This window comes from Azospirillum sp. (genome assembly GCF_050789165.1).
Window position 1 is genome coordinate 179,314 of the sequence record NZ_JBOZRT010000050.1, and the last position, 22,687, is coordinate 202,000.

21 protein-coding genes are annotated in these 22,687 nt (G+C 72.4%); 10 read left to right on the forward strand and 11 right to left on the reverse strand.

Going from position 1 to position 22,687, the window contains the following annotated elements:
- Positions 1–16: 16 nt before the first annotated feature.
- From ACRWK7_RS12265 to ACRWK7_RS12295, 7 genes are all read left to right on the forward strand, one after another.
- A complete protein-coding gene (locus ACRWK7_RS12265; RefSeq protein WP_431856503.1) occupies positions 17–1,135 on the forward strand; it encodes an SDR family NAD(P)-dependent oxidoreductase in 1,119 nt (372 codons plus the stop codon).
- Positions 1,132–2,205, forward strand: a complete 1,074-nt coding sequence (locus tag ACRWK7_RS12270) for an SDR family NAD(P)-dependent oxidoreductase (protein WP_431856504.1) — start codon at positions 1,132–1,134, stop codon at positions 2,203–2,205. Before ACRWK7_RS12265 ends, ACRWK7_RS12270 begins: the two co-directional genes overlap by 4 nt.
- Positions 2,206–2,216: 11 nt before the next feature.
- Entirely contained in the window at positions 2,217–3,494 is a 1,278-nt protein-coding gene (locus tag ACRWK7_RS12275; RefSeq protein ID WP_431856505.1) for a TIGR04295 family B12-binding domain-containing radical SAM protein, read from the forward strand.
- Entirely contained in the window at positions 3,487–4,635 is a 1,149-nt protein-coding gene (locus ACRWK7_RS12280; RefSeq protein ID WP_431856506.1) for a glycosyltransferase family 4 protein, read from the forward strand. The genes ACRWK7_RS12275 and ACRWK7_RS12280 overlap by 8 nt, the downstream gene beginning before the upstream one ends.
- An 80-nt stretch (positions 4,636–4,715) precedes the next feature.
- Positions 4,716–5,864, forward strand: coding sequence for a CgeB family protein (locus ACRWK7_RS12285; protein ID WP_431856507.1), 1,149 nt, complete (start codon positions 4,716–4,718; stop codon positions 5,862–5,864).
- Positions 5,864–6,970, forward strand: a complete 1,107-nt coding sequence (locus ACRWK7_RS12290) for a CgeB family protein (RefSeq protein WP_431856508.1) — start codon at positions 5,864–5,866, stop codon at positions 6,968–6,970. Before ACRWK7_RS12285 ends, ACRWK7_RS12290 begins: the two co-directional genes overlap by 1 nt.
- Positions 6,970–8,070 (forward strand): CgeB family protein, encoded by a 1,101-nt coding sequence (locus ACRWK7_RS12295; RefSeq protein WP_431856509.1) that lies wholly within the window; start codon positions 6,970–6,972, stop codon positions 8,068–8,070. The genes ACRWK7_RS12290 and ACRWK7_RS12295 overlap by 1 nt, the downstream gene beginning before the upstream one ends.
- Here ACRWK7_RS12295 and ACRWK7_RS12300 read toward each other — a convergent pair.
- The 4 genes from ACRWK7_RS12300 to cobD all read right to left on the reverse strand — a co-directional run bounded on the left by ACRWK7_RS12300 (position 8,065) and on the right by cobD (position 12,276).
- The gene (locus ACRWK7_RS12300) at positions 8,065–8,853 is read right to left on the reverse strand and encodes a YkgJ family cysteine cluster protein (protein WP_431856510.1); all 789 of its coding nucleotides are present in this window, start codon (positions 8,851–8,853) and stop codon (positions 8,065–8,067) included. The two genes, ACRWK7_RS12295 and ACRWK7_RS12300, sit on opposite strands and share 6 nt — an antisense overlap.
- Positions 8,850–9,374, reverse strand: a complete 525-nt coding sequence (locus tag ACRWK7_RS12305) for a GNAT family N-acetyltransferase (protein WP_431856511.1) — start codon at positions 9,372–9,374, stop codon at positions 8,850–8,852. Before ACRWK7_RS12305 ends, ACRWK7_RS12300 begins: the two co-directional genes overlap by 4 nt.
- 98 nt (positions 9,375–9,472) lie before the next feature.
- A complete protein-coding gene (locus ACRWK7_RS12310; protein ID WP_431856512.1) occupies positions 9,473–11,083 on the reverse strand; it encodes a diguanylate cyclase in 1,611 nt (536 codons plus the stop codon).
- Positions 11,084–11,253: 170 nt separating this feature from the next.
- Complete coding sequence (gene cobD, locus ACRWK7_RS12315; RefSeq protein ID WP_431856513.1) at positions 11,254–12,276, reverse strand: threonine-phosphate decarboxylase CobD; 1,023 nt, start codon at positions 12,274–12,276, stop codon at positions 11,254–11,256.
- Positions 12,277–12,312: 36 nt separating this feature from the next.
- Between cobD and cbiB the strand changes: the two genes are divergently transcribed.
- On the forward strand, positions 12,313–13,281 hold the full coding sequence (cbiB, locus tag ACRWK7_RS12320; RefSeq protein WP_431856514.1) for an adenosylcobinamide-phosphate synthase CbiB: 969 nt from the start codon (positions 12,313–12,315) through the stop codon (positions 13,279–13,281).
- Here the strand turns inward: cbiB and ACRWK7_RS12325 are convergent, their stop codons facing one another.
- The 5 genes from ACRWK7_RS12325 to ACRWK7_RS12345 form a co-directional block, all read right to left on the reverse strand.
- On the reverse strand, positions 13,282–13,674 hold the full coding sequence (locus ACRWK7_RS12325; protein ID WP_431856515.1) for a type II toxin-antitoxin system VapC family toxin: 393 nt from the start codon (positions 13,672–13,674) through the stop codon (positions 13,282–13,284).
- A complete protein-coding gene (locus ACRWK7_RS12330; protein ID WP_431856516.1) occupies positions 13,674–13,925 on the reverse strand; it encodes a type II toxin-antitoxin system VapB family antitoxin in 252 nt (83 codons plus the stop codon). Before ACRWK7_RS12330 ends, ACRWK7_RS12325 begins: the two co-directional genes overlap by 1 nt.
- A gap of 33 nt (positions 13,926–13,958) precedes the next feature.
- Complete coding sequence (locus tag ACRWK7_RS12335; RefSeq protein ID WP_431856517.1) at positions 13,959–15,422, reverse strand: cobyric acid synthase; 1,464 nt, start codon at positions 15,420–15,422, stop codon at positions 13,959–13,961.
- A gap of 5 nt (positions 15,423–15,427) precedes the next feature.
- Positions 15,428–15,943 (reverse strand): bifunctional adenosylcobinamide kinase/adenosylcobinamide-phosphate guanylyltransferase, encoded by a 516-nt coding sequence (cobU, locus tag ACRWK7_RS12340; protein ID WP_431856518.1) that lies wholly within the window; start codon positions 15,941–15,943, stop codon positions 15,428–15,430.
- A 122-nt stretch (positions 15,944–16,065) separates the two neighbouring features.
- Positions 16,066–16,545 carry a cupin domain-containing protein gene (locus tag ACRWK7_RS12345; protein WP_431856519.1) on the reverse strand — a complete coding sequence of 160 codons (480 nt, stop codon included), beginning with the start codon at positions 16,543–16,545 and terminating at the stop codon, positions 16,066–16,068.
- 185 nt (positions 16,546–16,730) lie between these two features.
- Here ACRWK7_RS12345 and ACRWK7_RS12350 point away from each other — a divergent pair, with 185 nt between their 5' ends.
- Together ACRWK7_RS12350 and ACRWK7_RS12355 are read left to right on the forward strand one after the other, a co-directional pair.
- Positions 16,731–17,363 (forward strand): dienelactone hydrolase family protein, encoded by a 633-nt coding sequence (locus ACRWK7_RS12350; protein ID WP_431856520.1) that lies wholly within the window; start codon positions 16,731–16,733, stop codon positions 17,361–17,363.
- Between the two features lie 13 nt (positions 17,364–17,376).
- On the forward strand, positions 17,377–18,168 hold the full coding sequence (locus ACRWK7_RS12355) for an alpha/beta hydrolase (RefSeq protein WP_431856521.1): 792 nt from the start codon (positions 17,377–17,379) through the stop codon (positions 18,166–18,168).
- Here the strand turns inward: ACRWK7_RS12355 and ACRWK7_RS12360 are convergent.
- Together ACRWK7_RS12360 and ACRWK7_RS12365 are read right to left on the reverse strand one after the other, a co-directional pair.
- Positions 18,163–20,049 (reverse strand): response regulator, encoded by a 1,887-nt coding sequence (locus ACRWK7_RS12360; protein ID WP_431856522.1) that lies wholly within the window; start codon positions 20,047–20,049, stop codon positions 18,163–18,165. The genes ACRWK7_RS12355 and ACRWK7_RS12360 overlap by 6 nt on opposite strands.
- A 4-nt stretch (positions 20,050–20,053) precedes the next feature.
- A complete protein-coding gene (locus ACRWK7_RS12365) occupies positions 20,054–22,630 on the reverse strand; it encodes a PAS domain-containing hybrid sensor histidine kinase/response regulator (protein WP_431856523.1) in 2,577 nt (858 codons plus the stop codon).
- Positions 22,631–22,687: the final 57 nt, after the last annotated feature.

Genomic DNA, 22,687 nt, shown 5'->3' on the forward strand with positions numbered 1-22,687 from the left:
CGTTCCGGAGGACCCAATGACGCAGCGAGTTCTGATCACCGGTGGTGCCGGGTTCATCGGTTCCCATCTCGCCGATGAATTGCTGGCCCTGGGACATCACGTGCGTGTGCTGGACTCGCTGGAAGAACAGGTGCACGGCGAAGCGGGCCGCCGGCCGGACTACCTGAACCCCGACGTCGAGCTGCAGCGCGGCGACGTGCGCGACCCCGACGCGGTCAAGTCGGCGCTGATCGGGGTCGACTCGGTGGTGCACCTCGCCGCCCGCGTCGGCGTCGGCCAGAGCATGTACCAGGTCGCCGACTACACCGACGTCAACGACACCGGCACCGCGGTGCTGATGCAGGCGCTGACCGAGAGGCCGGTCGGCCGCGTCATCGTGGCGTCGAGCATGAGCGTCTACGGCGAGGGCCTGTACCTCGATGCGGAGGGCCGTCCGGTCGAGGTCGGCCCGCGCAGCGTCGAGCAGATGCGCGCCGGCCGCTGGGAGCACGAGGTCGCCGGCCGCGAGGGCGTGCGCCCCGCGCCGACGCACGAGGGCATGCGCCCCACCCTCGCCTCCGTCTACGCGCTGAACAAGTACGTGCAGGAGCGGCTCTGCCTGCTGATCGGCGAGACCTACAACATCCCCACCGTGGCCCTGCGCTTCTGGAACTGCTACGGCACCCGGCAGGCGCTGTCGAACCCCTACACCGGCGTGCTGGCGAACTTCGCCGCCCGCCTGCTGAACGGCAAGGCCCCGTCCATCTTCGAGGACGGCCACCAGCGCCGCGACTTCGTGCACGTGGACGACGTGGTTCAGTCGATCCGGCTGGCGATGGCGGAGGACAAGGCGGCCGGCGGCATCTTCAACATCGGCTCCGGCGTCTGCCGCACCGTGCGCGAGGCCGCCTCGGCGCTGGCCGTCGCGGTCGGCCGCCAGGACATCGAGCCGGAGATCACCGGCCAGTGCCGCGTCGGCGACATCCGGCATTGCTGGCCGGACATCTCCAGGGCGCGGGAGGTGCTGGGCTACGAGCCGCGGGTGACGCTGGAGGACGGGCTGGCCGAGTTGGCCGAGTGGCTGAGCCGCCAGATCGCCGTCGACCGCATCGACGAGATGCGGCGCGAACTGGCCGGCCGGGGGCTGTCGGTATGAGCGCCCGTACGGCGGGCGCGACGGGCGGCGTCCTGGTCACCGGCGGCGCGGGCTTCATCGGCTGCAACCTGGCGCACCGTCTGGCGTCCGAGGGGCGGCGCGTCATCATCCTGGACAACCTGTCGCGCGCCGGGGTGGAGCAGAACCTGGCGTGGCTGCAGGCCACCCACGGCGACCGCATCGACGCCCGCGTCGCCGACATCCGCGACGCGCACGCCGTGCGGGACGCGGTGAGCCGGGCCGAGGCGGTCTACCACCTCGCCGCCCAGGTGGCCGTGACCACCAGCCTCGTCGATCCGGTGCACGACTTCACCGTCAACGCCGCCGGCACGCTGAACCTGCTGGAGGCGGTGCGGGCGCGGCGAACCCCGCCGCCCCTGGTCTTCACCTCGACCAACAAGGTGTACGGCAAGCTGCCGGGCGTGGGCTTCACCACCGACGGCGAGCGCTATGTGCCGCGCGACGCGCTGCTGGCCGGGCGCGGCGTGCCGGAGGCGCAGCCGCTCGACTTCGCCAGCCCGTACGGATGCTCGAAGGGGGCGGCCGACCAGTACGTGCTGGACTACGCCAGGACCTACGGCCTGCCCTGCGCCGTCTTCCGCATGAGCTGCATCTACGGCCCACACCAGTTCGGCACCGAGGACCAGGGCTGGGTCGCGCACTTCATCAGGCGCGTGCTGGCCGGCGAGCCGGTCACCCTGTACGGCGACGGCCGGCAGGTCCGCGACGTGCTGTTCGTGGACGATCTGGTGGAGGCGTTGAGGCTGGCGGTGGACCGCATCGGCTCGCTGAAAGGCGAGGCGTTCAACATCGGCGGCGGTCCGGGCAACGCGGTCAGCCTGCACGACGTGCTGGAACGGCTGCCGGCCCTGACCGGCTGCGCGGTGGAGCGCCGCTACGACGAATGGCGGCCGGGCGACCAGCCCTGGTACGTCTCCGACACCGGCCGCTTCTTCGAGCGCACCGGCTGGCGCCCGCGGGTGAGCGCCGAAGAAGGGCTCGGCCGCCTGTGCCGCTGGCTGACCGACGCCGCCGCCCCGGTCAAGCCGAGCCTGCGCGTGGCGTCCTGAGGAGTGAGCGCATGAAGTTCGCCCTGGTCAACCCGCCCTGGAGCTTCGACGGCAGCATCTATTTCGGCTGCCGCGACCCGCACCTGCCCCTGGAGTTCGGCTACGCCAAGATGCTCCTGGAGCAGGCCGGGCACGAGGCCGAGATCATCGACGCCCAGCTCTTCGGGCTGAGCCTGGAGGAAACGCGGCGTCGCGTCGCCGACTTGCATCCCGACGCGACGGTGGTCACCACGGCGCCCAGCTACCTGTTCTGGCGCTGCGCACCGCCGGAGCTGCGGGTGCCGATCCGGACGGTGGTCGCGCTGAAGGACGTCGGCGGCCGCATGGTCGCCGTCGGCCCGCACGGCTCGACCACGCCGCAGGCGACGCTGCGCAAGCTTGGCGTCGAGGCGGTGGTGATGGGCGAGTGCGAGGAGGTGCTGGTCGCCCTCGCGCAGGCCGCCGACTGGACGGTGGTGCCGCACGTCTGCACCGCGGAGGGCGTCAACGGCGGCCCCGCGGCGGCGCGGTTCACCGACCTGCCGGCCCTGCACTGGCCGGACGAGTGGATCCGGCGCCACCAGCACCATCATCACCGTTTCGACGCCCAGCCGGGCGGGCCCGGCGCGGAGATGGAGGCCTCGCGCGGCTGCCCGTACAACTGCACCTTCTGCGCCAAGGAGAACTTCCGCGACGTCTACCGCAAGCGGCCGGTGCCGGTGCTGGTCGAGGAGCTGGACGGCCTCGTGGCGCAGGGCGTGGAGTACATCTACTTCATCGACGAGATCTTCCTGCCCAACGAGCCACTGCTGCAGGCGCTCGCCGAACGGCCGGTCACGTTCGGCATCCAGACGCGGCTCGACCTGTGGAAGCCGCCGATGATCGAGCTGCTGGGCAAGGCCGGCTGCGTGTCCATCGAGGCCGGCGTCGAGAGCCTGTCGGTGGAGGGCCGCGCCGCGCTCGACAAGAAGTGCCGGATGGGCACCGACGAGCTGAGCCAGCGCCTGATCCTCGCCAAACAGGCGGTGCCCTTCGTCCAGGCCAACCTGATCCTGTCCGAGCACGACACGCAGGAGCGCATCGCCGCGTGGCGCGACCACATGCGCGCCCACGGCGTGTGGGCCAACGACCCGGTGCCGCTGTTCCCCTACCCCGGCTCGCCCGAGTACCGGCTGCGCTGGGGCCTGCCGGACGACGACGCCTGGGAGCGGGCGGTGGACCACTACCTGACTCACCACAGCGCCTTCTGCGACTTCCAGGACCAGGCGCCCCGCCCGATCCGCGAGCTGGAAACGGTCGGCGATGCCTGAGGTGGATCCCGGCCGCCCAAACCGCGTCCTGATGACCGCCGACGCCGTCGGCGGCGTCTGGGACTATTCCCTGGAACTGGCGCGCTCGCTGGCCCGGCAAGGCGTCGGCGTCTCGCTGGCGGTGATGGGCGGCGGGCTGGACGACGACAAGCGCGCCGCCGCCCAGCGCGTCCCCGGCCTGACTCTGGACGACGCGCCGTTCCGCCTGGAATGGATGCCGGACCCCGAGGACGACCTGGAGCGCGCCGGCGACTGGCTCCTGGAGCTGGAACGCCGCGTCCGGCCGGACATCGTGCACGTCAACGGCTACGCCCAGGCGGCGCTGCCCTTCACGGCACCGGTGCTGAGCGTCGGCCATTCCTGCGTGCTGTCCTGGTGGCGGGGCGTGCACCGCGAATCCGCCCCCCGGGACTGGGACCGCTATGCCCGGCGCGTCACCGACGGGCTGCGGCTCGCCGACCTCGTGGTGGCGCCGACGCGGGCGATGCTCGACGACCTGGACGACCTCTACGGGCCGCTCCCCCGGACGCGGGTGATCGCCAACGGCCGCGATCCGGCACTGTACCGGCCGCACGCCAAGCGGCCGTTCATCCTCAGCGCCGGTCGGGTGTGGGACAAGGCGAAGAACATCGCCGCGCTGGATGCCGTGGCGCCGCGCCTGCAATGGCCGCTGCTGGTGGCCGGCGACGCCGACGGACCGGACGGGTCGCACGCCCCGCCGCGGCACGTTCGCCACCTGGGCCGGCTGTCGTCGGACGCGCTGGCGCGGGTGTACGGCAAGGCCGCCGTCTTCGCCCTGCCCGCCCGCTACGAGCCGTTCGGGCTGGCGGCGCTGGAGGCGGCGCTGGCGGGGTGCGCCCTGGTGCTCGGCGACATCCCGACGCTGCGCGAGCTGTGGAACGGCGCCGCCGTCTTTGTCGATCCCGACGACCGCGACGGGCTGGCCCGCGTCCTCAACCGCTTGGCCGCCGATCCGCAACGCCGGGCGGAACTGGCCGCGCTGGCCCGCCGCCGGGCGCTCGCCTACAGCGGGGTGCGCATGGGGCGCGGCTACCGGCGCGCCTACGGCGACCTGCTGAGCGCCCGGCGCACCGCCGCCCGGACCTCCCGGCCGGACCTGTGCCCGGCACCCGCGGGATAGGTCGGCGGACGCTGGTCGTACCGCTCTTCCCCGGCTTCGCAAGGCCGTAGGCCTGCCGCAGTCTGGGCGTCGCTGAGCCCATGCACACCAAGCGGGACCCGATGCGCTTCGTTCTCTTCACCCATTCGCTTGTCTCCTGTTGGAACCACGGCAACGCGCATTTCCTGCGCGGCGTGGTCCGCGAGCTGACCGGCCGCGGCCACGCGGTGCGCGTGTTCGAGCCGGCCGACGGCTGGAGCCGTAGCAACATGCTGGCCGACGGCGGCAGCGAGGAGGCCTTCCGCACCGCCTTCCCCGGCATGGAGTCGCAGACCTACGACCCGGCCGCCCTCGACCTCGACGCCGCGCTGGACGGCGCCGACGTGGTGCTGGTGCACGAGTGGACCGATCCCGCTCTGGTCGCCCGCATCGGCCGGCACCGCGCGCGGGGCGGGCGCTACCGCCTGCTGTTCCACGACACGCACCACCGCGTCGTCTCCAAGCCCGAGGAGATGGAGGCGCTGGACCTCTCCGCCTACGACGGCGTTCTGGCGTTCGGCGAGGTGCTGCGCCAGCGTTACCTGGACCTCGGCTGGGCCGGCCGCGCCTGGACGTGGCACGAGGCGGCCGACACCGCGCTGTTCCACCCGATCCCCGACCAGCCGGAGGAGGGCGACCTCGTCTGGATCGGCAACTGGGGCGACGACGAGCGCACGGCCGAGCTGCACGAGTTCCTGCTGGAGCCCGTCAAGGCGCTGAAGCTGCGCGCCGTCGTCCACGGCGTGCGCTACCCCGACGCCGCGCTGGAGGCGCTGAAGGGCGCCGGCATCCGCTACGGCGGCTGGCTGCCCAACCACCGCGCGCCGGAGCTGTTCGCGCGGCACCGCCTGACCGTGCACGTGCCGCGCCGGCCCTACGTGCGGGCGCTGCCGGGCATCCCGACGATCCGCGTGTTCGAGGCGCTGGCCTGCGGAATCCCGCTGATCTCCGCGCCCTGGCTGGACGCCGAGGGGCTGTTCCGGCCCGGCACCGACTTCCTGGTCGCGCGCAACGGCAAGGCGATGGTGGAGCTGATCCGTCTCGTCCTCAACTGCCGCGACCTCGCGGCGGACCTCGCCCGCAACGGGCTGGAGACCATCCGCCGCCGCCACACCTGCGCCCACCGCGTGGACGAGCTTCTGGCCGTCTGCGAGGAGCTGGGCGCCGCTCAGTCCGTCCAATCATTGTCTGTTGGGGAGGGCATCGTCTGATGGCCGGTCTCGAGATCGCCTTCTTCGGGTCGAGCCTGGTTTCCGCCTACTGGAACGGGGCCGCGACCTACTACCGCGGAATCATCCGGGCGCTCGCCGCGCGCGGCCACCGCGTGACCTTCTTCGAGCCGGACGCCTACGACCGTCAGAAGCACCGCGACATCCCCGACCCCGACTGGGCCGGCGTCGTCGTATACCCGGCGACCGAGAGCGGCGTGTCCTGGGCGCTGGAGAAGGCGCGCGGCGCCGACATCGTGGTGAAGGCCAGCGGCGTCGGCGTGTTCGACGACGAGCTGGCCGCCGGCGTGCTCGGCATCCGCCGCCCGGACGGCCTCGCGGTCTATTGGGACGTCGACGCCCCGGCCACCCTGGCGCAGCTCGACGCCAACCCGGCCGAGCCGTTGCGGGCGCTGATCCCCAAGTTCGACTTCGTGCTGACCTACGGCGGCGGCCCGCCGGTCATCAAGGCGTTCCGGGCGCTGGGCGCGCAGGCCTGCGTGCCGATCTACAACGCGCTGGACCCCGACACCCACCACCCGGTGCCGTTCCAGCCCAAGTTCTTCGCCGACCTGACCTTCCTCGGCAACCGCCTGCCCGACCGCGAGGCGCGGGTGGAGCGGTTCTTCCTCGACGCCGCAGCGCGGCTGCCGGACAAGCGCTTCCTGCTGGGCGGCAACGGCTGGCACGACAAGCCGATGCCGGCCAACGTCAAGGCGTTGGGCCACGTCTACACCGCCGACCACAACGCGCTGAACTGTTCGGCCATGGCGGTGCTGAACATCAGCCGCGAGAGCATGGCGGCCATGGGCTACTCCCCCGCCACCCGCGTGTTCGAGGCGGCCGGGGCCGGCGCCTGCCTGATCACCGACGACTGGGTCGGCATCCCCACCTTCCTGGAGCCCGGCCGCGAGGTGCTGGTCGCCCGCGACGGTGCCGAGGTGGCGGAGCAGCTCGCCGCCCTGACGCCGGAGCGCGCCCACGCCGTCGGCCAGGCGGCGATGAGGCGCGTGCTGGCGCACCACACCTACGAGCAGCGCGCCGTGCTGGTCGAAGCGCTGCTGTCCGGCATGGACGTCACCCACCTGCGCCTCACGGAGGGGGTGTGATGGCGCAGCGTTCTCTGGACGTCGTCGTCCTCGGCCTGTCGATCACCTCGTCCTGGGGCAACGGGCACGCCACCACCTTCCGGGCGCTGCTGAAGGGCATGGCGCAGCGCGGCCACCGCGTGCTGTTCCTGGAGCGCGACAAGCCCTGGTACGCCGAGAACCGGGACATGCCGAACCCGGACTTCTGCTCGGTCGCCCTTTACGACAGCCTGGACGAGCTGGCCGAGAAGCACGCCAAGGCCGTGCGCGGCGCCGACCTCGTGATCGTCGGATCCTACGTGCCGGACGGCGTCGCCGTGTCCGAGTGGGTGCAGGAGACCGCGCAGGGCGTCACCGCCTTCTACGACATCGACACGCCCGTCACCGTGGCCCGGCTGGAGCGCGGCGACACCGAGTACCTGAGCGCCGCCGTCGTCCCCGGCTTCGACCTGTACCTGTCCTTCACCGGCGGTCCGATCCTCGACCGGCTGGAGCGGGAGTTCGGCGCCCAGCGTGCGCGGGTGCTCTATTGCTCGGTCGATACCGACGGCTATTTCCCCGAGCTGGGGCCGGTGCGCTGGGACCTCGGCTATCTCGGCACCTACAGCACCGACCGCCAGCCGACGCTCGACCGCCTGCTGGTCGAGCCGGCGCGGCACCTGTCACAGGCCTCCTTCATCGTCGCCGGGCCGCAGTACCCCGCGGACATCGACTGGCCGGCCAACGTGCAGCGGGTCGAGCACCTGCCCCCGGCCGAGCACCGCGCCTTCTACAACGCCCAGCGTTTCACCCTGAACGTGACGCGCGCCGACATGGTGGCCGCCGGCTGGTCGCCGAGCGTGCGCCTGTTCGAGGCGGCGGCCTGCGGCGTCCCGATCATCTCCGACCCCTGGGCCGGCCTGGACACCCTGTTCAAGCCGGGCGAGGAAATCCTGATCACCGACGACACCGAGCAGGTCGCCCGCTGGCTGCGCGACACCACGGCCGCCCGCGCCCGCGCCATCGGCCGCGCCGCCCGCCGCCGCGTGCTGGCCAGCCACACCGGCGTGCGCCGGGCGATGGAGCTGGAGGCGTACGTGGACGAGGTGCGGGGCGTACCAGTGAAGGTCAGGGCGCTATAGCCCCTCCGCGCGCAACTCTCTCACCAGGATCCGCACCGTCTCGTCGAAGCGCGGCTTCGGCACCGCTTCCGGCGCGATGCCCTCGAAGACGTCCTCGCCCTTCAGCCAGCGCGCCTCGGCGTCGGGCGTGGTCAGCACGCGGTTGAGCCCGGCGTTCAGCTCGTACGCCGCCGCCGGCAGCCCGGCCAGCGTCAGCGCGGCGCGCAGGCTCGCCTGATAGGCGCTGCGCAGATGCATCGGCGCGGCCGGGGCCGGCAGCCCCTCCCCGCTGTTCGCGCCGAAGCTGCGCCCGCAGAGCGCCGCATCGAAGGACGCCAGGCTGCGGCACGCGCTCGGGCGCACCGGGTAGACTCCGCACGCGCCGTCCTCCAGCAGCGGGCAGAGCCGCGGTTCGGCGAAGCGCTCGGCGATGCTGCGGCCGTGCGTGGCGGCGTCGGCCTCGGCGACGCGCGCGGCGACGGCGTCCCGGCGCGGGCCCTTCAGGCTGCGGGCGATCAGGAACAGCTCCGGCGGGGTGGCGGCGACGTAGCTGATGCAGCAGTGCGAGCAGCCCTTGCGGCAGGCCACCGGCTCGCGCGGCGCGCGGCGCAGGGCCGTGTCGAACCCGCCGTGGATCTCCGCCGCCGCGTCCGCCGCGCTGCCGGCGCGCAGCATCCGCAACAGCCGCCGCGCCTGGGCAAGCAGAGGCGCGGCGTCATCGCCCGGCGGGATGCCGTGGCGCAGCAGCTTGTCGTCCTCGCGGTCCTGGCGACGGCGGTCCTGCCGGCTCAACACCATGCTCATGCCGCCGCGTCCTGGCGTTGCCGCCGGCGGTACAGCACGTGCAATTCGCCGGCGTGGATGAAGTCGCGCTCGTAGCCGAAGCCGGCCTTCTCCATGACGCGGCGCGAGGCCGTGTTGGTCGGCAGCGTGAAGGACACGAGGCTCGGCATCATCAGCCGCTCGAAGGCGACGGCGGTGATGCCCTCGGCCGCTTCGGTGGTCAGCCCCTGGCGCCAATAATCGGGCATGCAGGCGTACAGCAGCTCGGTCTCCTCGTAGCCGTCGATCCGCTTGCGGCGCAGCCCGGCGCGGCCGACGAAGGCGCCGCTCTCCTTGGCGCGCAGCGTCCACACGCCGTAGCCGTGGCGATCCCAGTGGTCCAGCAGGCGGTCCAGGAAGGCCTTCGTCTCGTCGGGGGTCCACACCCGCCCGCCGAGCGTCGCCATCACCGCAGGGTCGGTGTGCATGCGCGCGAGGTCGTCGAGGTCGTCGGGGCGGGCACGGGCAGCCAGAAGGCGCTGGGTCTCGAAACGGGCGACCACGGTTCCTCCTCTGGATCGAAAGGGCGCCGCAGTCTAATCCATCCGTGCGCCGGGCCGGAACGCGATTTCGCCATAATTCCTTGGGAATCGGCCGGAGGTCACATACCCGCTTCGAAAACGATGACGCGGTTGCGCCCCTCGCGCTTGGCCCGATAGAGGGCGAGGTCGGCGCGGTGGATGGCCTTCTCCAGCGTGTCGCCCGCCGACTCCACGCCGGCGATGCCCATGCTGGCGGTCATGTGGAACCGCCCCTCCGGTCCCGGCACCGGCATGCGGGCGATGTGACGGCGCAGGCGCTCCGCCACCACGCGCGATTCGTCCGGCGTGGCGCCGGGGAGCACCACCACGAACTCCTCGCCGCCCAGGCGGCCGAGGATGTCGTACTCGCGCAGGATGGACGCGCACGCCCCCGCCACCATGCGCAGCGCGTCGTCCCCGGTGGCGTGGCCGTAGCTGTCGTTGATCTTCTTGAAGTGGTCGACGTCCAGCACCACCACCGACATCGGCTCGCGGAAGCGCTGCGAGCGGGCGAGCTGCTGGCGCCCCAGTTCCATGAAGGAGCGGCGGTTGTAGATGCCGGTCAGCGGGTCCTTGGAGGCCATGTCGCGCAGGGCCTCCTCCATGTTGCGCCGCTCGGTGTAGTCGTAGATCCAGGCGAGGTTGACCTCGACGCCCTGGATGACCGCCTGGTTCACCGTGAACAGCGTCCAGAAGGACGAACCGTCGGCGCGGCGGAACTGCACCTCCATGTTGACCACGGACCCGGAGGTGCGCAGCCGCTCGATCACCCGTTCGCGCTGGTTGTCGTCCACATAGTAGTCGCGCGCCCGCGAGCCGATCACCCGCTCCCTCGGAAAGCCGGTCAGCTCGGCGAAGCGGGTGTTGGCGAAGATGACGACGCCGTCCTCGCGCCGCGACACGGAGACGCCGATCGGGCTCTGCTCCAGGATGGTCTGCAGCCGTGCCTCGTTGGGCTGGTCCTCGGCCGACAGGTCGTGGATGACGCCGACGATGCCGGCCACCTCGCCGATGTTGTCGCGGTAGACCGCCTTCGACACGCGCGCCCGGCGCGGCATGCCGTCGGCGTGCGGCACCGACTCCTGGTAGCTGCGCTGGCCCCAGTTGACCAGCAGGTCGCGGTCCATGGCGGCGTGCACGTGCGCCAGCGGCGGGTCCAGCACGTCGAAGGAGGTCTTCTCGATGACGGCGCGACGCGGCAGGCCGGTGTAGCGCTCGAAGGCGTCGTTGCAATCGACGAAGCGCCCGTCCGCGTCCTTCACGAAGACCGGGACCGGCAGGGTCTCGAACAGGACGTCCTTCATCATCAGCTGGTCGCGCAGCGCCGCCTCGGCCCGGCGGTGGTGCGACACGTCGGTGACGGTGCGCAGCTCGTACGGGTCGCCGCCATCGTCCTGGCAGACGGTCACCGCCTCCACCACCCAGACGAACTCGCCGTCGCGGCAGCGGTAGCGGCGCTCGCGCCCGCCGCGGCCCTCCAGCGGCAGGCCCGGCACCGGCAGCACGCCATCGCCGCCGCGCAGCAGCCCGAGGTCCTCGCCCTCCAACTCGCCATAGGGGTATCCGAGCAACTCGTGCAGATGCCGGTTGGCGTAGACGATCCGGCCCGCGGGCGTGGCGATGCACACGCCGGTGGGCAGGGCGTCGAACATGCGCCAGGGCCGGGGCTGCTCGGCACCAGCTCCGGTCATCGCAGGCGCCGGGAAAGCATCCGCGTCGAACATGGCGGTGAGAGTGTCATACCGTTCCGTTGAGCCGCAATCGTGCTGTCGGCATAGAGGCTACCCGATGCGCGTGAACCCTTTGGGTGCGCCATTGTGTCGCGCGTTGACAATAAACCATCTAAAACGCAATGCGAATTTTATTTATCAACCACATCCTGCACGGCGGAGACGAAGCGCCGTTGCGCGTCGTCGTCAGGCGGCAGGCCGAAGCGCAGCCACTCCGGATGGTCCTCGAAGCGGCGCACCAGCACCCCCGCCCGACCGAGAGCGTTAAGGATTGGCGTGGCAAATGTGTGACGGGCAAGCCGATAGAGCGGCGTGCCGCCGATCACCGTGAAGCCCAGCCCGGCCAGCGCCCCGTCCAGCCCGGCGGCCTCGGCCGACAGCCGGCGGCGCGTGGCGGCGATCCACGCCCCGTCCTGGAAGGCCTGGGTGGCGATCGCCAGGGTGGGGCCCGGCACCGCCCAGGGGCCGACGGCGTCGCGGATCGCCGCCGCCAGGGGCTCCGCCGCCAGCGCCACGCCCAGCCGCACGCCGGCCAGCCCGAAGAACTTGCCGAAGGAGCGCAGGACGACCAGCCCCGGCCGGTCCACGGCGTCGGTGATGCCGGCTTCGGGCACCACGTCGGCGAAGGCCTCGTCCACCACCAGCCAGCCGCCGCGTGCGGCGAACCGCTCGGCCAGGGCGAACAGGTCGGCGCGGCCGACGACGCGGCCGTCCGGGTTGTTCGGGTTGACGATCACCGCGACGTCGCCGTCAAGGTCCTCAAGGCGCCCCACCGTCCGCACCGTATGCCCGGCGACGGCCCAGGCGCGGGCGTGCTCGGCGTAGGTGGGGCCGAGCACGCTGACGCGGCCCGGGGCGCGCAGCCGCGGCAGCAGTTGGATCAGCGCCTGCGACCCCGGAGCCGCCGCGGCGTGCGCGGCCGAGGGGGCGCCGTAATACGCCGCGGCCGCGGCGCGCAGCGACTCCTCCTCGCCGCGGCCCGGCAGGCGGGTCCAGGCCGTGTCCGAAATGGCCGGCAGCGGGTAGGGCCACGGGTTGATGCCGGTGGACAGGTCGATCCACGGCTCGGGCGCCGTTGGGTACGCCGCGCGCGCGGCGTCCAGGTCGCCGCCGTGGAGGACTTGGCCCTTGGTGCCGCCCGTCGTTTCCGCCATGATCGCGCCTCTTCCCGCCCTTGGAACCTGCCGCCCGTGGACCTACACCCGACCGTGCTCGCCGCCGCCCTCGTGATCGAGGCCGTGGCCGGATACCCGGACGCCGTCTTCGCCGCCATCCGCCATCCGGTGATGTGGATCGGCGCCCTCATAGACCGCCTGGACCGGATGCTCAACCACGACGACGCGCCGGGCTGGCAGCGCAAGCTCGCAGGGGTGCTGGCGCTGGGCGTGCTGCTGACCATCGTCGGCGCCGCGGCGTCGCTGGTGGCGGGGCTTTGCCGCGCGCTGCCGCTCGGCTGGCTGTGGGAGGCGGCGCTGGCCTCGACGCTGCTGGCCCAGCGCAGCCTCCACGACCATGTGGCGGCGGTGGCCACGGCGCTGCGCACCGGCGGGCTGGCGGCGGGGCGGGAGGCGGTCGGGCGCATCGTCGGACGCAATCCCGCGACTCTGGACGAGCCCGCCGTCGCCCGCGCCGCCATCGAGAGCCTGGCCGAGAACTTCTCGGACGGCGTGGTGGCGCCAGCCTTCTGGCTGCTGGTCGGCGGGCTGCCGGGCATCGCGCTCTACAAGGCGGCGAACACGGCGGACAGCATGATCGGCCACCGCACGCCGCGACATGAGGCGTTCGGCTGGGCGGCGGCGCGCTTCGACGATCTGGTGAACCTGCCCGGCTCGCGGCTGGCGGCGCTGCTGCTCGCCGCCGCCGCGTTCTTCACCGACGGCGCCTCGCCGCAGCAGGCCTGGGCCTCGGTGCGTGCCGACGCCGGCCGCCACCGCTCGCCCAACGCCGGCTGGCCGGAGGCGGCGATGGCCGGCGCGCTCGACCTGCGCCTGGGGGGGCCGCGCACCTATGGCGGCACGCGCATCATGGACGCATGGCTGGGCGCGGGTCGGACCGCGGCCACCGACCGCGACATCGACCGCGCGTTGACGCTCTACCGGAACGCCTGCCTGGTGCTGGCCGGAGCGGCGGTGGTGCTGGCGCTGGTGGTGCGGGGGTGATCAGGCAAGGGCGGACGCGACATCGGTGTGCGCGAAGTCGTCGCCCTTGAACAGCAACGGCAGGTTCAGCGTCTTGGCAAGCGCGTAGGCGGCGCAGTCGACGAGGTTCAACTGGGCGCGGTGCCCGCTTCCCTTCCCGAACCGGCGATACGCGTCGAAGGCCGCTTCCGCCTGACCTTCATCGAAGGGGACGATGGCGATACCCGCCCACTGAATCAGTTGATCGAACTCCGCCAGCATCGCCACGCCGAAGCGGCGCAACAGCACGGTGCGGCACTCGAAGACGGTCAACGCGGACATATGGCAGGAGGCCTGCGCCAATTTCTCCTGGACGCGCTCCGCCTCCGGTTCGTTGCGGAGGAAGGCGACGACGGCCGAGGTATCCACGACCATCAGTCGAAGATCCCGTCGGCGTTGTAGCCCAGGATCTCCTCGTCGGACCGCGGATCGAGCACGGGCAAGCGGGAAGCCCGCATCCGGATCGCCTCAAGCGCCTTTCGGCGGTCGGCCGGATTGACCGGCCGCACCCGGTTCAGCCGCTCGGCGAGCGCCACGGTCACCGCCGTCTCCATGCTCTCACCCGTGGCCGCGGCGAGTTCGCGGGCCAGCTGGTCGGCCCGTTCGGAGTTGATGATCAGCCCCATGGCGTCGCTCCTTCCCGCACCACTCTACCGCGTTCAGCCCCCGTCCGCCACGCGCAGCAGGCCGTTCACGTCCACGCACGCCTCCAGCCGGTCGGCGACGGCGTCCAACGCGCGCTCCACCGTCGCCTCATAGGCAAGGCCGTCCCCCTGCCCGCCCAGACCCTTGAGGAACGCGCTCCGGAAGGCGTCGGATCCGAACAGGCCGTGCAGGTAGCATCCCGCCACCCGCCCGTCCTCGGACACCGCCCCGTCCGCGGCGCCGCCGTCCAGGCGCAGCATCGGACGGGCGCAGTCCGGGCCGTCGGTGCGGCCCATGTGCATCTCGTAGCCGGCCACCGGCGCGCCGGTGGCCGTGTCGATGCCGGCGGCCTCGGTCAGCACCTTGGGGCCGCTCAACACCGTCTCGACGTCGAGCAGGCCGAGGCCGGCAGCCTCCCCCGGCGGCCCCTCGATCCCCTGCGGGTCGGCGACCCGGCGGCCGAGCATCTGGTAGCCGCCGCAGATCCCCAGCACCCGCCCGCCGCGGCGATGGTGCGCGGCGAGGTCGATGTCCCAGCCCTGGGCGCGCAGGAAGGCGAGATCGGCGATGGTCGCCTTGCTGCCGGGCAGGATCACGACGTCCGCATCGCCCGGCAGCGGCTGCCCGGCGCGCACCATGGTCAGCGAGACCTCCGGCTCCAGCGCCAGCGGGTCGAAGTCGTCGAAGTTGGAGATGCGCGCCAGCACCGGCACGGCGACGCGCAGCGGCCCGCCGCCCCTGGTGCCGGCGGTGTCGAGCGCCACCGCGTCCTCGGCCGGCAGGCGGCTCGCCTCGTGCAGCCAGGGCACCACGCCGAAGCCCGCCCAGCCGGTGCGCTCCGCGATGATCCGCAGGCCGCCGTCGAACAGCCGCACGTCGCCGCGGAACTTGTTGATCAGGAATCCCTTCACCCGAGCCCGCTCGTCCGCCTCCAGCAGGGCGTGCGTGCCGACGAGGCTGGCGATCACCCCGCCGCGGTCGATGTCGCCGACCAGCACCACGGGAACGTCGGCGGCGCAGGCGAAGCCCATGTTGGCGATGTCGCCGGCGCGCAGGTTGACCTCCGCCGGGCTGCCGGCGCCCTCGACGATGACGATGTCGGCCTCGGCGCGCATCCGGGCGAAGCTGTCCAGCACCGCGCCCAGAAGCTCGCGCTTGCGCGCCTGATACTCGGCCGCCCGCGCCGATCCGACGACGCGGCCCTGCACCACCACCTGGGCGCCGACGTCGGTCTGCGGCTTCAGCAGCACCGGGTTCATGTGGACGCTCGGCGCCACGCCGCAGGCCCGCGCCTGCAGCGCCTGGGCGCGGCCGATCTCGCCGCCGTCCGCCGTCACCGCCGCGTTGTTCGACATGTTCTGCGGCTTGAAGGGCCGCACCGTCAGGCCGCGCCGCACCAGGGCCCGGCACAGCCCCGCCACCAGCAGCGACTTGCCGACGTCCGACCCGGTGCCCTGCAGCATCAGCGCGCGCGCCATCGCCCTCACCCCTTCACGGTCATCGGCAGTCCGGCGACCACGAAGCGCACCCGCTCGGCCCGCGCCGCGACGCGCTGGTGCAGGCGGCCGGCGTGATCGCGGAAGGCGCGGGCCAGCGCGTTGTCCGGCACGATGCCCTGGCCGACCTCGTTGGAGACCAGCACCACCCTTCCCTCCGCCGCGTCGAGCGCCGCCAGCAGGTCGGCCGCCGCGGCGTCCACGTCGCGGCCGGCGCCCAGCAGGTTGGACAGCCACAGCGTCAGGCAATCCACCAGCACCGCCGCTCCCGGCACCGCGTGCCGGCGCAGCGCGCCGGGCAGGTCGAGCGGCTCCTCCACGGTGATCCAGTCCGGCCCGCGGTCCTCGCGGTGGCGGTCGATGCGAGTGCGCATCTCGTCGTCCCAGGCCTCGGCGGTGGCGAGATAGGTCCAGGGTCCGGGGCACGCCGTCACCAGTCCTTCGGCGTAGCGGCTCTTGCCCGAGCGGGCGCCGCCCAGCACCAGCGTCACGTCGGCAGCCATTCGCATTCCCCTCCACCAAAGACCGGGGATGCGTACCACCCTCCCCTCCGCAGCGGGAAGCGGATCGTGACGCTCGTGCGCTCACCGGGCGCGCTTGCCACGGCGACGCCGCGAGCGAAAGCTCACCAGGGCATCCCGTCGCGGTGGAAGAAGCGGCCGTCGCGATGCTGAAGGTCTTCGTCGGGGTAGTGCGCCTCGTCGCCGGCGGTGCGGTCGCCGACCTCCAGATAGACGGCCGCGGCCGTGCCGCGGTTGACCAGATGGTGGCCGTCCGCCCGGCCGGCGGGGAAGCCCGCGCACATGCCCGCGCGCAGTTCGCGCTCGCCCGCGTCGGTGACCAGCACCAGGGTGCCTTCCAGCACGTAGATGAACTCGTCCTGCAGGGTGTGCCAGTGCCGCAGGGCCGACTCGGCGCCCGGCTCCAGACGCGTCGCGTTGACGCCGAACTTCGTCAGGCCGAACGGATCGCCCAGCTTCACCTTGGTCCGACCGGCCACGCGCGCCCGGTACGGCTCCGGATAGCCGGTGGCCCCGCGGCTGCCCTCCAGCGTGGTGGCGTCCAAGGCATAGGGCCCCGCCATCCCGGCGGCATCGGTGGGCATGATCCATCCCCTGCTTTTTGTTTAGTGTCCGCGCAATGTGCCCTGTATGGCGGCGTCCGTCAAATGCCTCTGTGGGTTGCATGGGGGACCGGGCGGGAGCTAGGCTGTCGGGACGGCGCCGGGCGACGGCTGTTGAGGCGTACATCGCCTGACGGCGGTGCGTTACATCGAACCGGGGGAACACGATGGAGCAGGACGTCCGCATTTCCACACTCGGACTGGCGGGAACCCTGGCCTTGCCGCCCGGCTTCCGCGCCGTCGTCCTGTTCGCGCACGGCAACCGCAGCGGCCGCGACAGCCCGCGCAACCGCCACGTCGCCGCGGCGCTGCGCGCGGCCGGGTTCGGCACGCTGCTGTTCGACATGCTGACTCCCGAGGAGGCGCAGGACCGCACCAACGCGGTCGACGCGCACCTGCTGGCCGAGCGGATGCTGCTGGCCACCCAATTCCTTTGCGACCACCCGGCGGTGGGCGGCCGGCCCATCGGCTATTTCGGCGCCGCGACCGGCGCGGCGGCGGCGCTGATCGCGGCGGCGCGCGCGGCGGAGCACCACCACGTGCGCGCCGTGGTGTCGCGCGGCGGGCGCCCCGACGTGGCCGAGGTGTGGCTGGACGGCGTGGCGGCGCCCACGCTGCTGATCGTCGGCGGCGAGGACCACGCGGTGCTGGAGGTGAACCGGCAGGCGCTGAACGCGCTGCACGGCATCAAGGCCCTGGACATCGTGCCCGGCGCCGGCCACCTGTTCGAGGAGCCGGGCGCGCTGGACGCGGTCGCCGAATCCGCCGTCGCCTGGTTCGACACCCACCTGACGCCGTAACTTCCGGGACCCGATGCCGAGACTGGAAATCCTGACGCGCCGCCCCGCCGGCCGCGCCAAGCCCGCCCCGTTGCTGTTCGTGCACGGCGCCTACTGCGGCGCCTGGATCTGGGACGCCAAGATGCTGGGCTGGTTCGCCGACCGCGGCTGGTCGGCGCACGCCGTCAGCCTGCGCGGCCACGGCGGCAGCGCCGGGCGCGACCGCATCCGCTTCCACACGCTGGCGGACTATGTGGAGGACGTGCTGGAGGCGTTCGACGGCTTCGATACCCCGCCGGTGCTGATCGGCCATTCCATGGGCGGCATGGTGGTGCAGCGCGCGCTGCGCAAGCGCCGCGCGCCAGCCGGCGTGCTGATGGCGTCGGCCCCGCCGCACGGGCTGTGGGAGAGCAGCCTGTCGCTGGCGTTCCGCGACCCGTACGTCTTCCAGCAGATGGCGCTGCTCACCGCCTTCGGCGAGCGCGCCGTCGACCCCGAGGGCATCCGACGCGCCATGTTCTCTGACCGCATGCCGCGCGCCGAGGCCCGCCTGTACGAGCCCCGCCTGCAGGAGGAATCGCAGGCCGTCCTGCTGGACATGTACGGCTGGACTCCCTTCCCGCCCCTGCCCGACCGCGACATCCCGTTCCTGGTGCTGGGCGCCGGCGGGGACCTGCTGGTCCCCACCAGCCAGGTGCACGCCACCGCGCGGACGCTGGGCACGCAGGCGGTCATCGTTCCGGACATGGGCCACACCATGATGCTGGAGCCCGGCTGGGAGCAGGTGGCGGAGCGGATCGCCGGCTGGCTGGAGGAGCGGCTATAGGCCGGCCTTCTGCGTCAGCACCATCAGCACCTTGTCCTCCAGCTGGTCGGGCGTGAACGGCTTGGCGATGTAGGCGGTGACCTGGGCGACGATGGCGCGCTCCACCGCCTGCCGGGTGGCCAGCGCGGTGACCATCAGGAAGGGCAGTTCCGGCCGCGCCGCGCGGATCGACTTCAGCACCTCCAGCCCGCTCACCTTGGGCATCATCCAGTCGCAGATGATCAGGTGGTAGCGCTGGTCATCGCCCTCGAAGCGCTCCAGCGCCTCCTGGCCGTCGCAGGCGAGGTGCACGGTGCCGACGCCGAGGTCGCGCAGCACCGATTCCACGTACATCCGCGGCCCCTCCTCGTCGTCCACCACCAGCACGCGGAGCGCGCCCATGTCGATGAACGGCACGCCGACCATCGACAGCGACGCCTTCAGCCACGAGGCGCGGGCGCCGCGCTCCTTGCCGTTCGGCGCGCTGAGCAGGAAGGTGCGGATGAAGCGCGGCCGGTGCACCTGCCGGTAGAGCGCGCGGGCCACCGCCGTCCGGCTCTTGCCCACGCAGAAGGCTCCTTCGGCCGCCAGCTTGACCATGTCCAGCACGGTGTCCGGCGACGGATCGACCTTGGAGGTCAGCGCCGCCAGCAGCCGGTGCGTGCGGATGAAGGCGTTCTGCGTCTCGTCCACCAGTTGGGCCAGATACTCGCGGTCCTCCGGCATGAAGGAGGAATCGAGGATCATCTTCTGCACCTCGGCCAAGCCCTTCAGCTTGTCGCTGCGCTCCTTCCAGCAGTCCAGCACGCGGCTGGTGAACTCGCGGCTGTCCAGGTAGCTCTTCAGGTACTCGTCGACCGCCCTCTTGGAGTTGGGGGCCAGCGGCATCGCCTGCATGGCGAACAGCGTGCGCAGCTTCTGGATGAAGCTCCGGCCCTTGACCATCTCCGGCAGCGTGTCCTCGCTGACCAGCAGCGACATGCGGCGCTGGAACGCCGCCTCGGTCTTGGGACCGCCCAGGTAGCCGTCGCCGGAGCGCAGACGCTGCGCCATGGCGGCCAGCGTCATCAGCTCGCGCTGCACCGTCTCGACGCCGAACAGGTCGCCGCCGTTGGTGGCGAAGCGGTCGGGCTTGGCCAGCTCGCGCCGGAAGGCGACCATCAGCGCGTCGGCGATCAGCGGCATCGGCGCGCGGCGGACCAGCGTCTCCAGCTGGCGCAACGGCAGCGGCAGCGTGCCCGGCAGCTCGGCGTCGCCGGCGGCCAGGGCGACGATGGCCTCGACCAGCGGGACGAACGGCGTCTCCCCGCCCAGCGAGGCCATGCCGGATTCGGCGCGGATGATCTCGGCCAGGAACTGGTCGATGGGCGCGAGCGCGTCCGGATCCTCGGTGCCGGAGGCGAGGTCCAGCAGCATCTCCGCCTTCTCGGCGAAGGTGCGCGCGGTCTGGATGTGCAGCGCCAGCGCCGCATCGACCAGGAAGCGCCCGGTGAACGCGGCGTCGCGCGACAGAACCTCGGCGATCACCGCTTCATAGGTTCCCGGCGCGACCTCCGGGATGGGCCAGTCGCGCGCGCGGTCGCGGGTCTGCTTGGCGACATCGTTGACCAGCGCGTTCAGCGTGCCGAGCCTGCGGCCCTGCGCGCGCTCGGCCTGCTGGATCATGCTGACGAACAGCGGGTGATTCGACAGCGAGGTCTGGTGCCGGGCGGAGTGCAACAGCTCGCTCGGAGTCAGCGCGTTCTCGTTCAGGAAGCGCTCGCAGAAGCGGCCGATCGCCTCGCGCCCCGGGGGCAGGTAGAACTCGTCGGCGGACTGGCAGACCAGCGTTTCGGCGGCGGTCTCGGGGTCGGGGACTCCGCCGCGTGCGTCCTCGGGGGCCGTGTCGGTGGTGAGGGTCACGGCGTCACTCCGACAGCAGCTCGCGGACGGCCTGGACCAGCCTCTCCGGGCCGACCGGCTTCATCAGCAGCTGGCTGCCGGACCGCGCGGTCAGTCCCTCCGCCTGGTCCTGCGAGGCGTAGCCGGTGAGGAACAGCATGCGCAGGGCCGGATTGCGTTCGTCCAGCGCGCGGGCAAGCTCGGGGCCGGTCATGTTCGGCATGGAGACGTCGGTCACCAGCAGGTCGAACAGCCCGCCGTACTCGTCCCAGCGCGCCAGTGCCTCGACGCCGTCCGCCGCCTCGACCACCTTGCAGCCCGCCTCCTCCAGCGCGAGGCGCAGGTAGGAGCGCACCGACTCCTCGTCGTCCACCAGCAGCACGGTGGCCTCCTCGCCCTCGGGCAGGCGGACCGCCTCGATGCCGGCCTCTCCGGCGGCCGGCGGCTCGACGGCCGGCAGGTAGAGCGTGAAGGTGGCGCCCTTGCCGACCTCGGACTCCATCTCCACCACGCCGCCGGCCTGCTGCGCGGTGCCATAGACCATCCACAGGCCGAGGCCGGTGCCCTTGCCGGGCTCCTTGGTGGTGAAGAACGGCTCCCAGATGCGGTCGCGGATCGCCTCCGGCACGCCGCAGCCGCTGTCGGCGACGCGGATCACCGCGTAGCGGCCGGGGCGCAGGGACTCGTGCCGCTCGAAGAAGCCGCGGTCGGGCTCGGCCACGTCCAGCGACACGCGCAGGGCGCCGCCCTGGGGCATGGCGTCGCGGGCGTTGAGCGCGAGGTTCAGGATCGCCTGGTTGAGCGTCACCGGGTTGGCGACGGCGTGCGCCTCGGGGGCCTGGATGTCCAGATCGATGGCGATGCCGGCGCTCATCAGCGGCTTGAGGAAGACGCGCAGGTCGCGCACGAGGTCGGCGAGCGGCACCACCTCCATCTCCTCGCTCGCCTTGCGGCGGCTGAAGTCGAGCAGCTGGGCGGTGAGCGCCGCGGCGCGGTCGGACGCCTTGGCGATCTCCCGCACGCAGGTCAGCACGCGGGCCTCGTCGCCCGGCGCGCGCTCGGCCAGCCGGGCGAAGCCGCCGATGGCGGTCAGCATGTTGTTGAACTCGTGCGCGATGCCGCCGGCCATGCGGCCGACCGCCTCCATCTTCTGGGAGCGCTGCAGCTCCTCCTCGGCACGGCGGCGCTCGGTGACGTCGTTCATCACCAGCAGCACCGCCGTCCCGCCCTGGTAGACCACCGGGTAGGCCCCCAGCTCCAGGTGGCGGCGCTCGCCGGTGGGGCGCTGCGCCTCGCAGTCGACGGTCTGGGACTCGCCGTCGGCGGCCTTGATGAGGCGGGCCTCCAGCTCGGGGCCGTCCTGGAAGAAGCGCTTCAGCTCCGCCCCCTCCAGCCCGCCGAAGGAGGCGCAGCCGAGGATCGCCGCGGCCGAGGCGTTGGCGAAGCGGATCGCCCCGCCGTCCCAGATGGCGATGCCGTAGGGCGCCAGCTCGATCAGCTGGCGGTAGCGGTTCTCGCTTTCCTGAAGGGCGGCGACGGTGGCCTCCAGGCGCTCGGTCTGGCCGGCCAGCTCGTTCTCGCGCAGCTTCAGCTCGGTGATGTCCATCAGGATCTTCACCACGCCGCCGGCCCCCGTGGCGTGTTCGCTGATGCGGTACCAGCAGCCGTCGGACAGGCGGCGGTCGACCGGCGCGTCGTGCTGGAGGTGGCGGTTCAGCCGGTCGCGGACCCAGGCGCTGAGATCGCCGCCGGAATCGTAGCCGCCGCGCTCCGCCGCGACGCGCAGGATCTCCTCGAAGGTGACGCCCGGCTCCAGGATGTCGGCGATGTTCGGGTAGGCCTGCCGGTAGCGCTCGTTGCAGAACAGCAGCCGGCCGTCGGCGTTGAACAGCACGAACCCTTCCGAGATGCTGTCCAGCGCGTCGTGCACCACCACCTGCATGAAGCGCGCGTCCATCAGCGCCATGGTCTCGACCGTGACGTCGAGCCCGCTGCCGCGGTAGCCGGCGAAGGCGCCGGTGTCGTCGGTCACCGGCTGGCCGCTGACGCGGAAGATGAAGAGCTTGCCGGTCTCCTTGTCCTGGTGGGAGATCTCCAGGTCGCGGAACGGGCGGCCCGCCTCGATGTCGGCGCGGTACTCGGCCCAGGTGTCGGCATCCTCGCACAGGCGGGCGAGGTCGAGCAGGGAGTCGCCGAGCAGCCCGCGCGGGTCGCTGCCGACGATGCCGGCCAGACGTTCCGACACGTAGGTGTAGCGATGGTCAGCCCCGCTCTCCCAGAACCAGTCGGACGCGGCCTCGGCGAAGTCGCGGAAGCGCTGCTGGCTGGCCGCCAGCTCGCGGTTGGCGTTCTCCAGCGCGCGGGCGCCGCGGTCGATCGCCTCGGCGGTGCGGACGGCGCGGCGCACCGCGAGGAAGGCCAGCCCCGCCACTGCGACCACCACCGTGCCCAGCGCCGCCGCCACCGGAGCGAACAGCGCCCCGTCCGGCCGCCCGCCGGCCAAGGCCAGCAGCCCCCCCACCGCCGACAGGCCGAGCACGACGAGCAGCACTTCCGGCAACGCGATGCGGCCGTGCGGAGGATGCGAACTGGAGGCGTCCACGGGGCGAATCCGGAGGCAGGGGGCGGAACGCCTCTGATATGCCGGCAGCGGTTAAGA

Bases quoted from the DNA above. Each gene is read 5' to 3' on its own strand.
- ACRWK7_RS12335 (WP_431856517.1), bottom strand. From the start codon at position 15,422: ATGGCGCGCGCGCTGATGCTGCAGGGCACCGGGTCGGACGTCGGCAAG.
- ACRWK7_RS12330 (WP_431856516.1), bottom strand. From the start codon at position 13,925: ATGGGGCTGATCATCAACTCCGAACGGGCCGACCAGCTGGCCCGCGAA.
- ACRWK7_RS12350 (WP_431856520.1), top strand. From the start codon at position 16,731: ATGGAGCAGGACGTCCGCATTTCCACACTCGGACTGGCGGGAACCCTG.
- ACRWK7_RS12300 (WP_431856510.1), bottom strand. From the start codon at position 8,853: ATGAGCATGGTGTTGAGCCGGCAGGACCGCCGTCGCCAGGACCGCGAG.
- ACRWK7_RS12325 (WP_431856515.1), bottom strand. From the start codon at position 13,674: ATGGTCGTGGATACCTCGGCCGTCGTCGCCTTCCTCCGCAACGAACCG.
- ACRWK7_RS12355 (WP_431856521.1), top strand. From the start codon at position 17,377: ATGCCGAGACTGGAAATCCTGACGCGCCGCCCCGCCGGCCGCGCCAAG.
- ACRWK7_RS12265 (WP_431856503.1), top strand. From the start codon at position 17: ATGACGCAGCGAGTTCTGATCACCGGTGGTGCCGGGTTCATCGGTTCC.
- ACRWK7_RS12290 (WP_431856508.1), top strand. From the start codon at position 5,864: ATGGCCGGTCTCGAGATCGCCTTCTTCGGGTCGAGCCTGGTTTCCGCC.
- ACRWK7_RS12345 (WP_431856519.1), bottom strand. From the start codon at position 16,545: ATGCCCACCGATGCCGCCGGGATGGCGGGGCCCTATGCCTTGGACGCC.
- cobU (WP_431856518.1), bottom strand. From the start codon at position 15,943: ATGGCTGCCGACGTGACGCTGGTGCTGGGCGGCGCCCGCTCGGGCAAG.
- ACRWK7_RS12295 (WP_431856509.1), top strand. From the start codon at position 6,970: ATGGCGCAGCGTTCTCTGGACGTCGTCGTCCTCGGCCTGTCGATCACC.
- ACRWK7_RS12285 (WP_431856507.1), top strand. From the start codon at position 4,716: ATGCACACCAAGCGGGACCCGATGCGCTTCGTTCTCTTCACCCATTCG.
- ACRWK7_RS12275 (WP_431856505.1), top strand. From the start codon at position 2,217: ATGAAGTTCGCCCTGGTCAACCCGCCCTGGAGCTTCGACGGCAGCATC.
- cobD (WP_431856513.1), bottom strand. From the start codon at position 12,276: ATGGCGGAAACGACGGGCGGCACCAAGGGCCAAGTCCTCCACGGCGGC.
- ACRWK7_RS12280 (WP_431856506.1), top strand. From the start codon at position 3,487: ATGCCTGAGGTGGATCCCGGCCGCCCAAACCGCGTCCTGATGACCGCC.
- ACRWK7_RS12270 (WP_431856504.1), top strand. From the start codon at position 1,132: ATGAGCGCCCGTACGGCGGGCGCGACGGGCGGCGTCCTGGTCACCGGC.
- ACRWK7_RS12310 (WP_431856512.1), bottom strand. From the start codon at position 11,083: ATGACCGGAGCTGGTGCCGAGCAGCCCCGGCCCTGGCGCATGTTCGAC.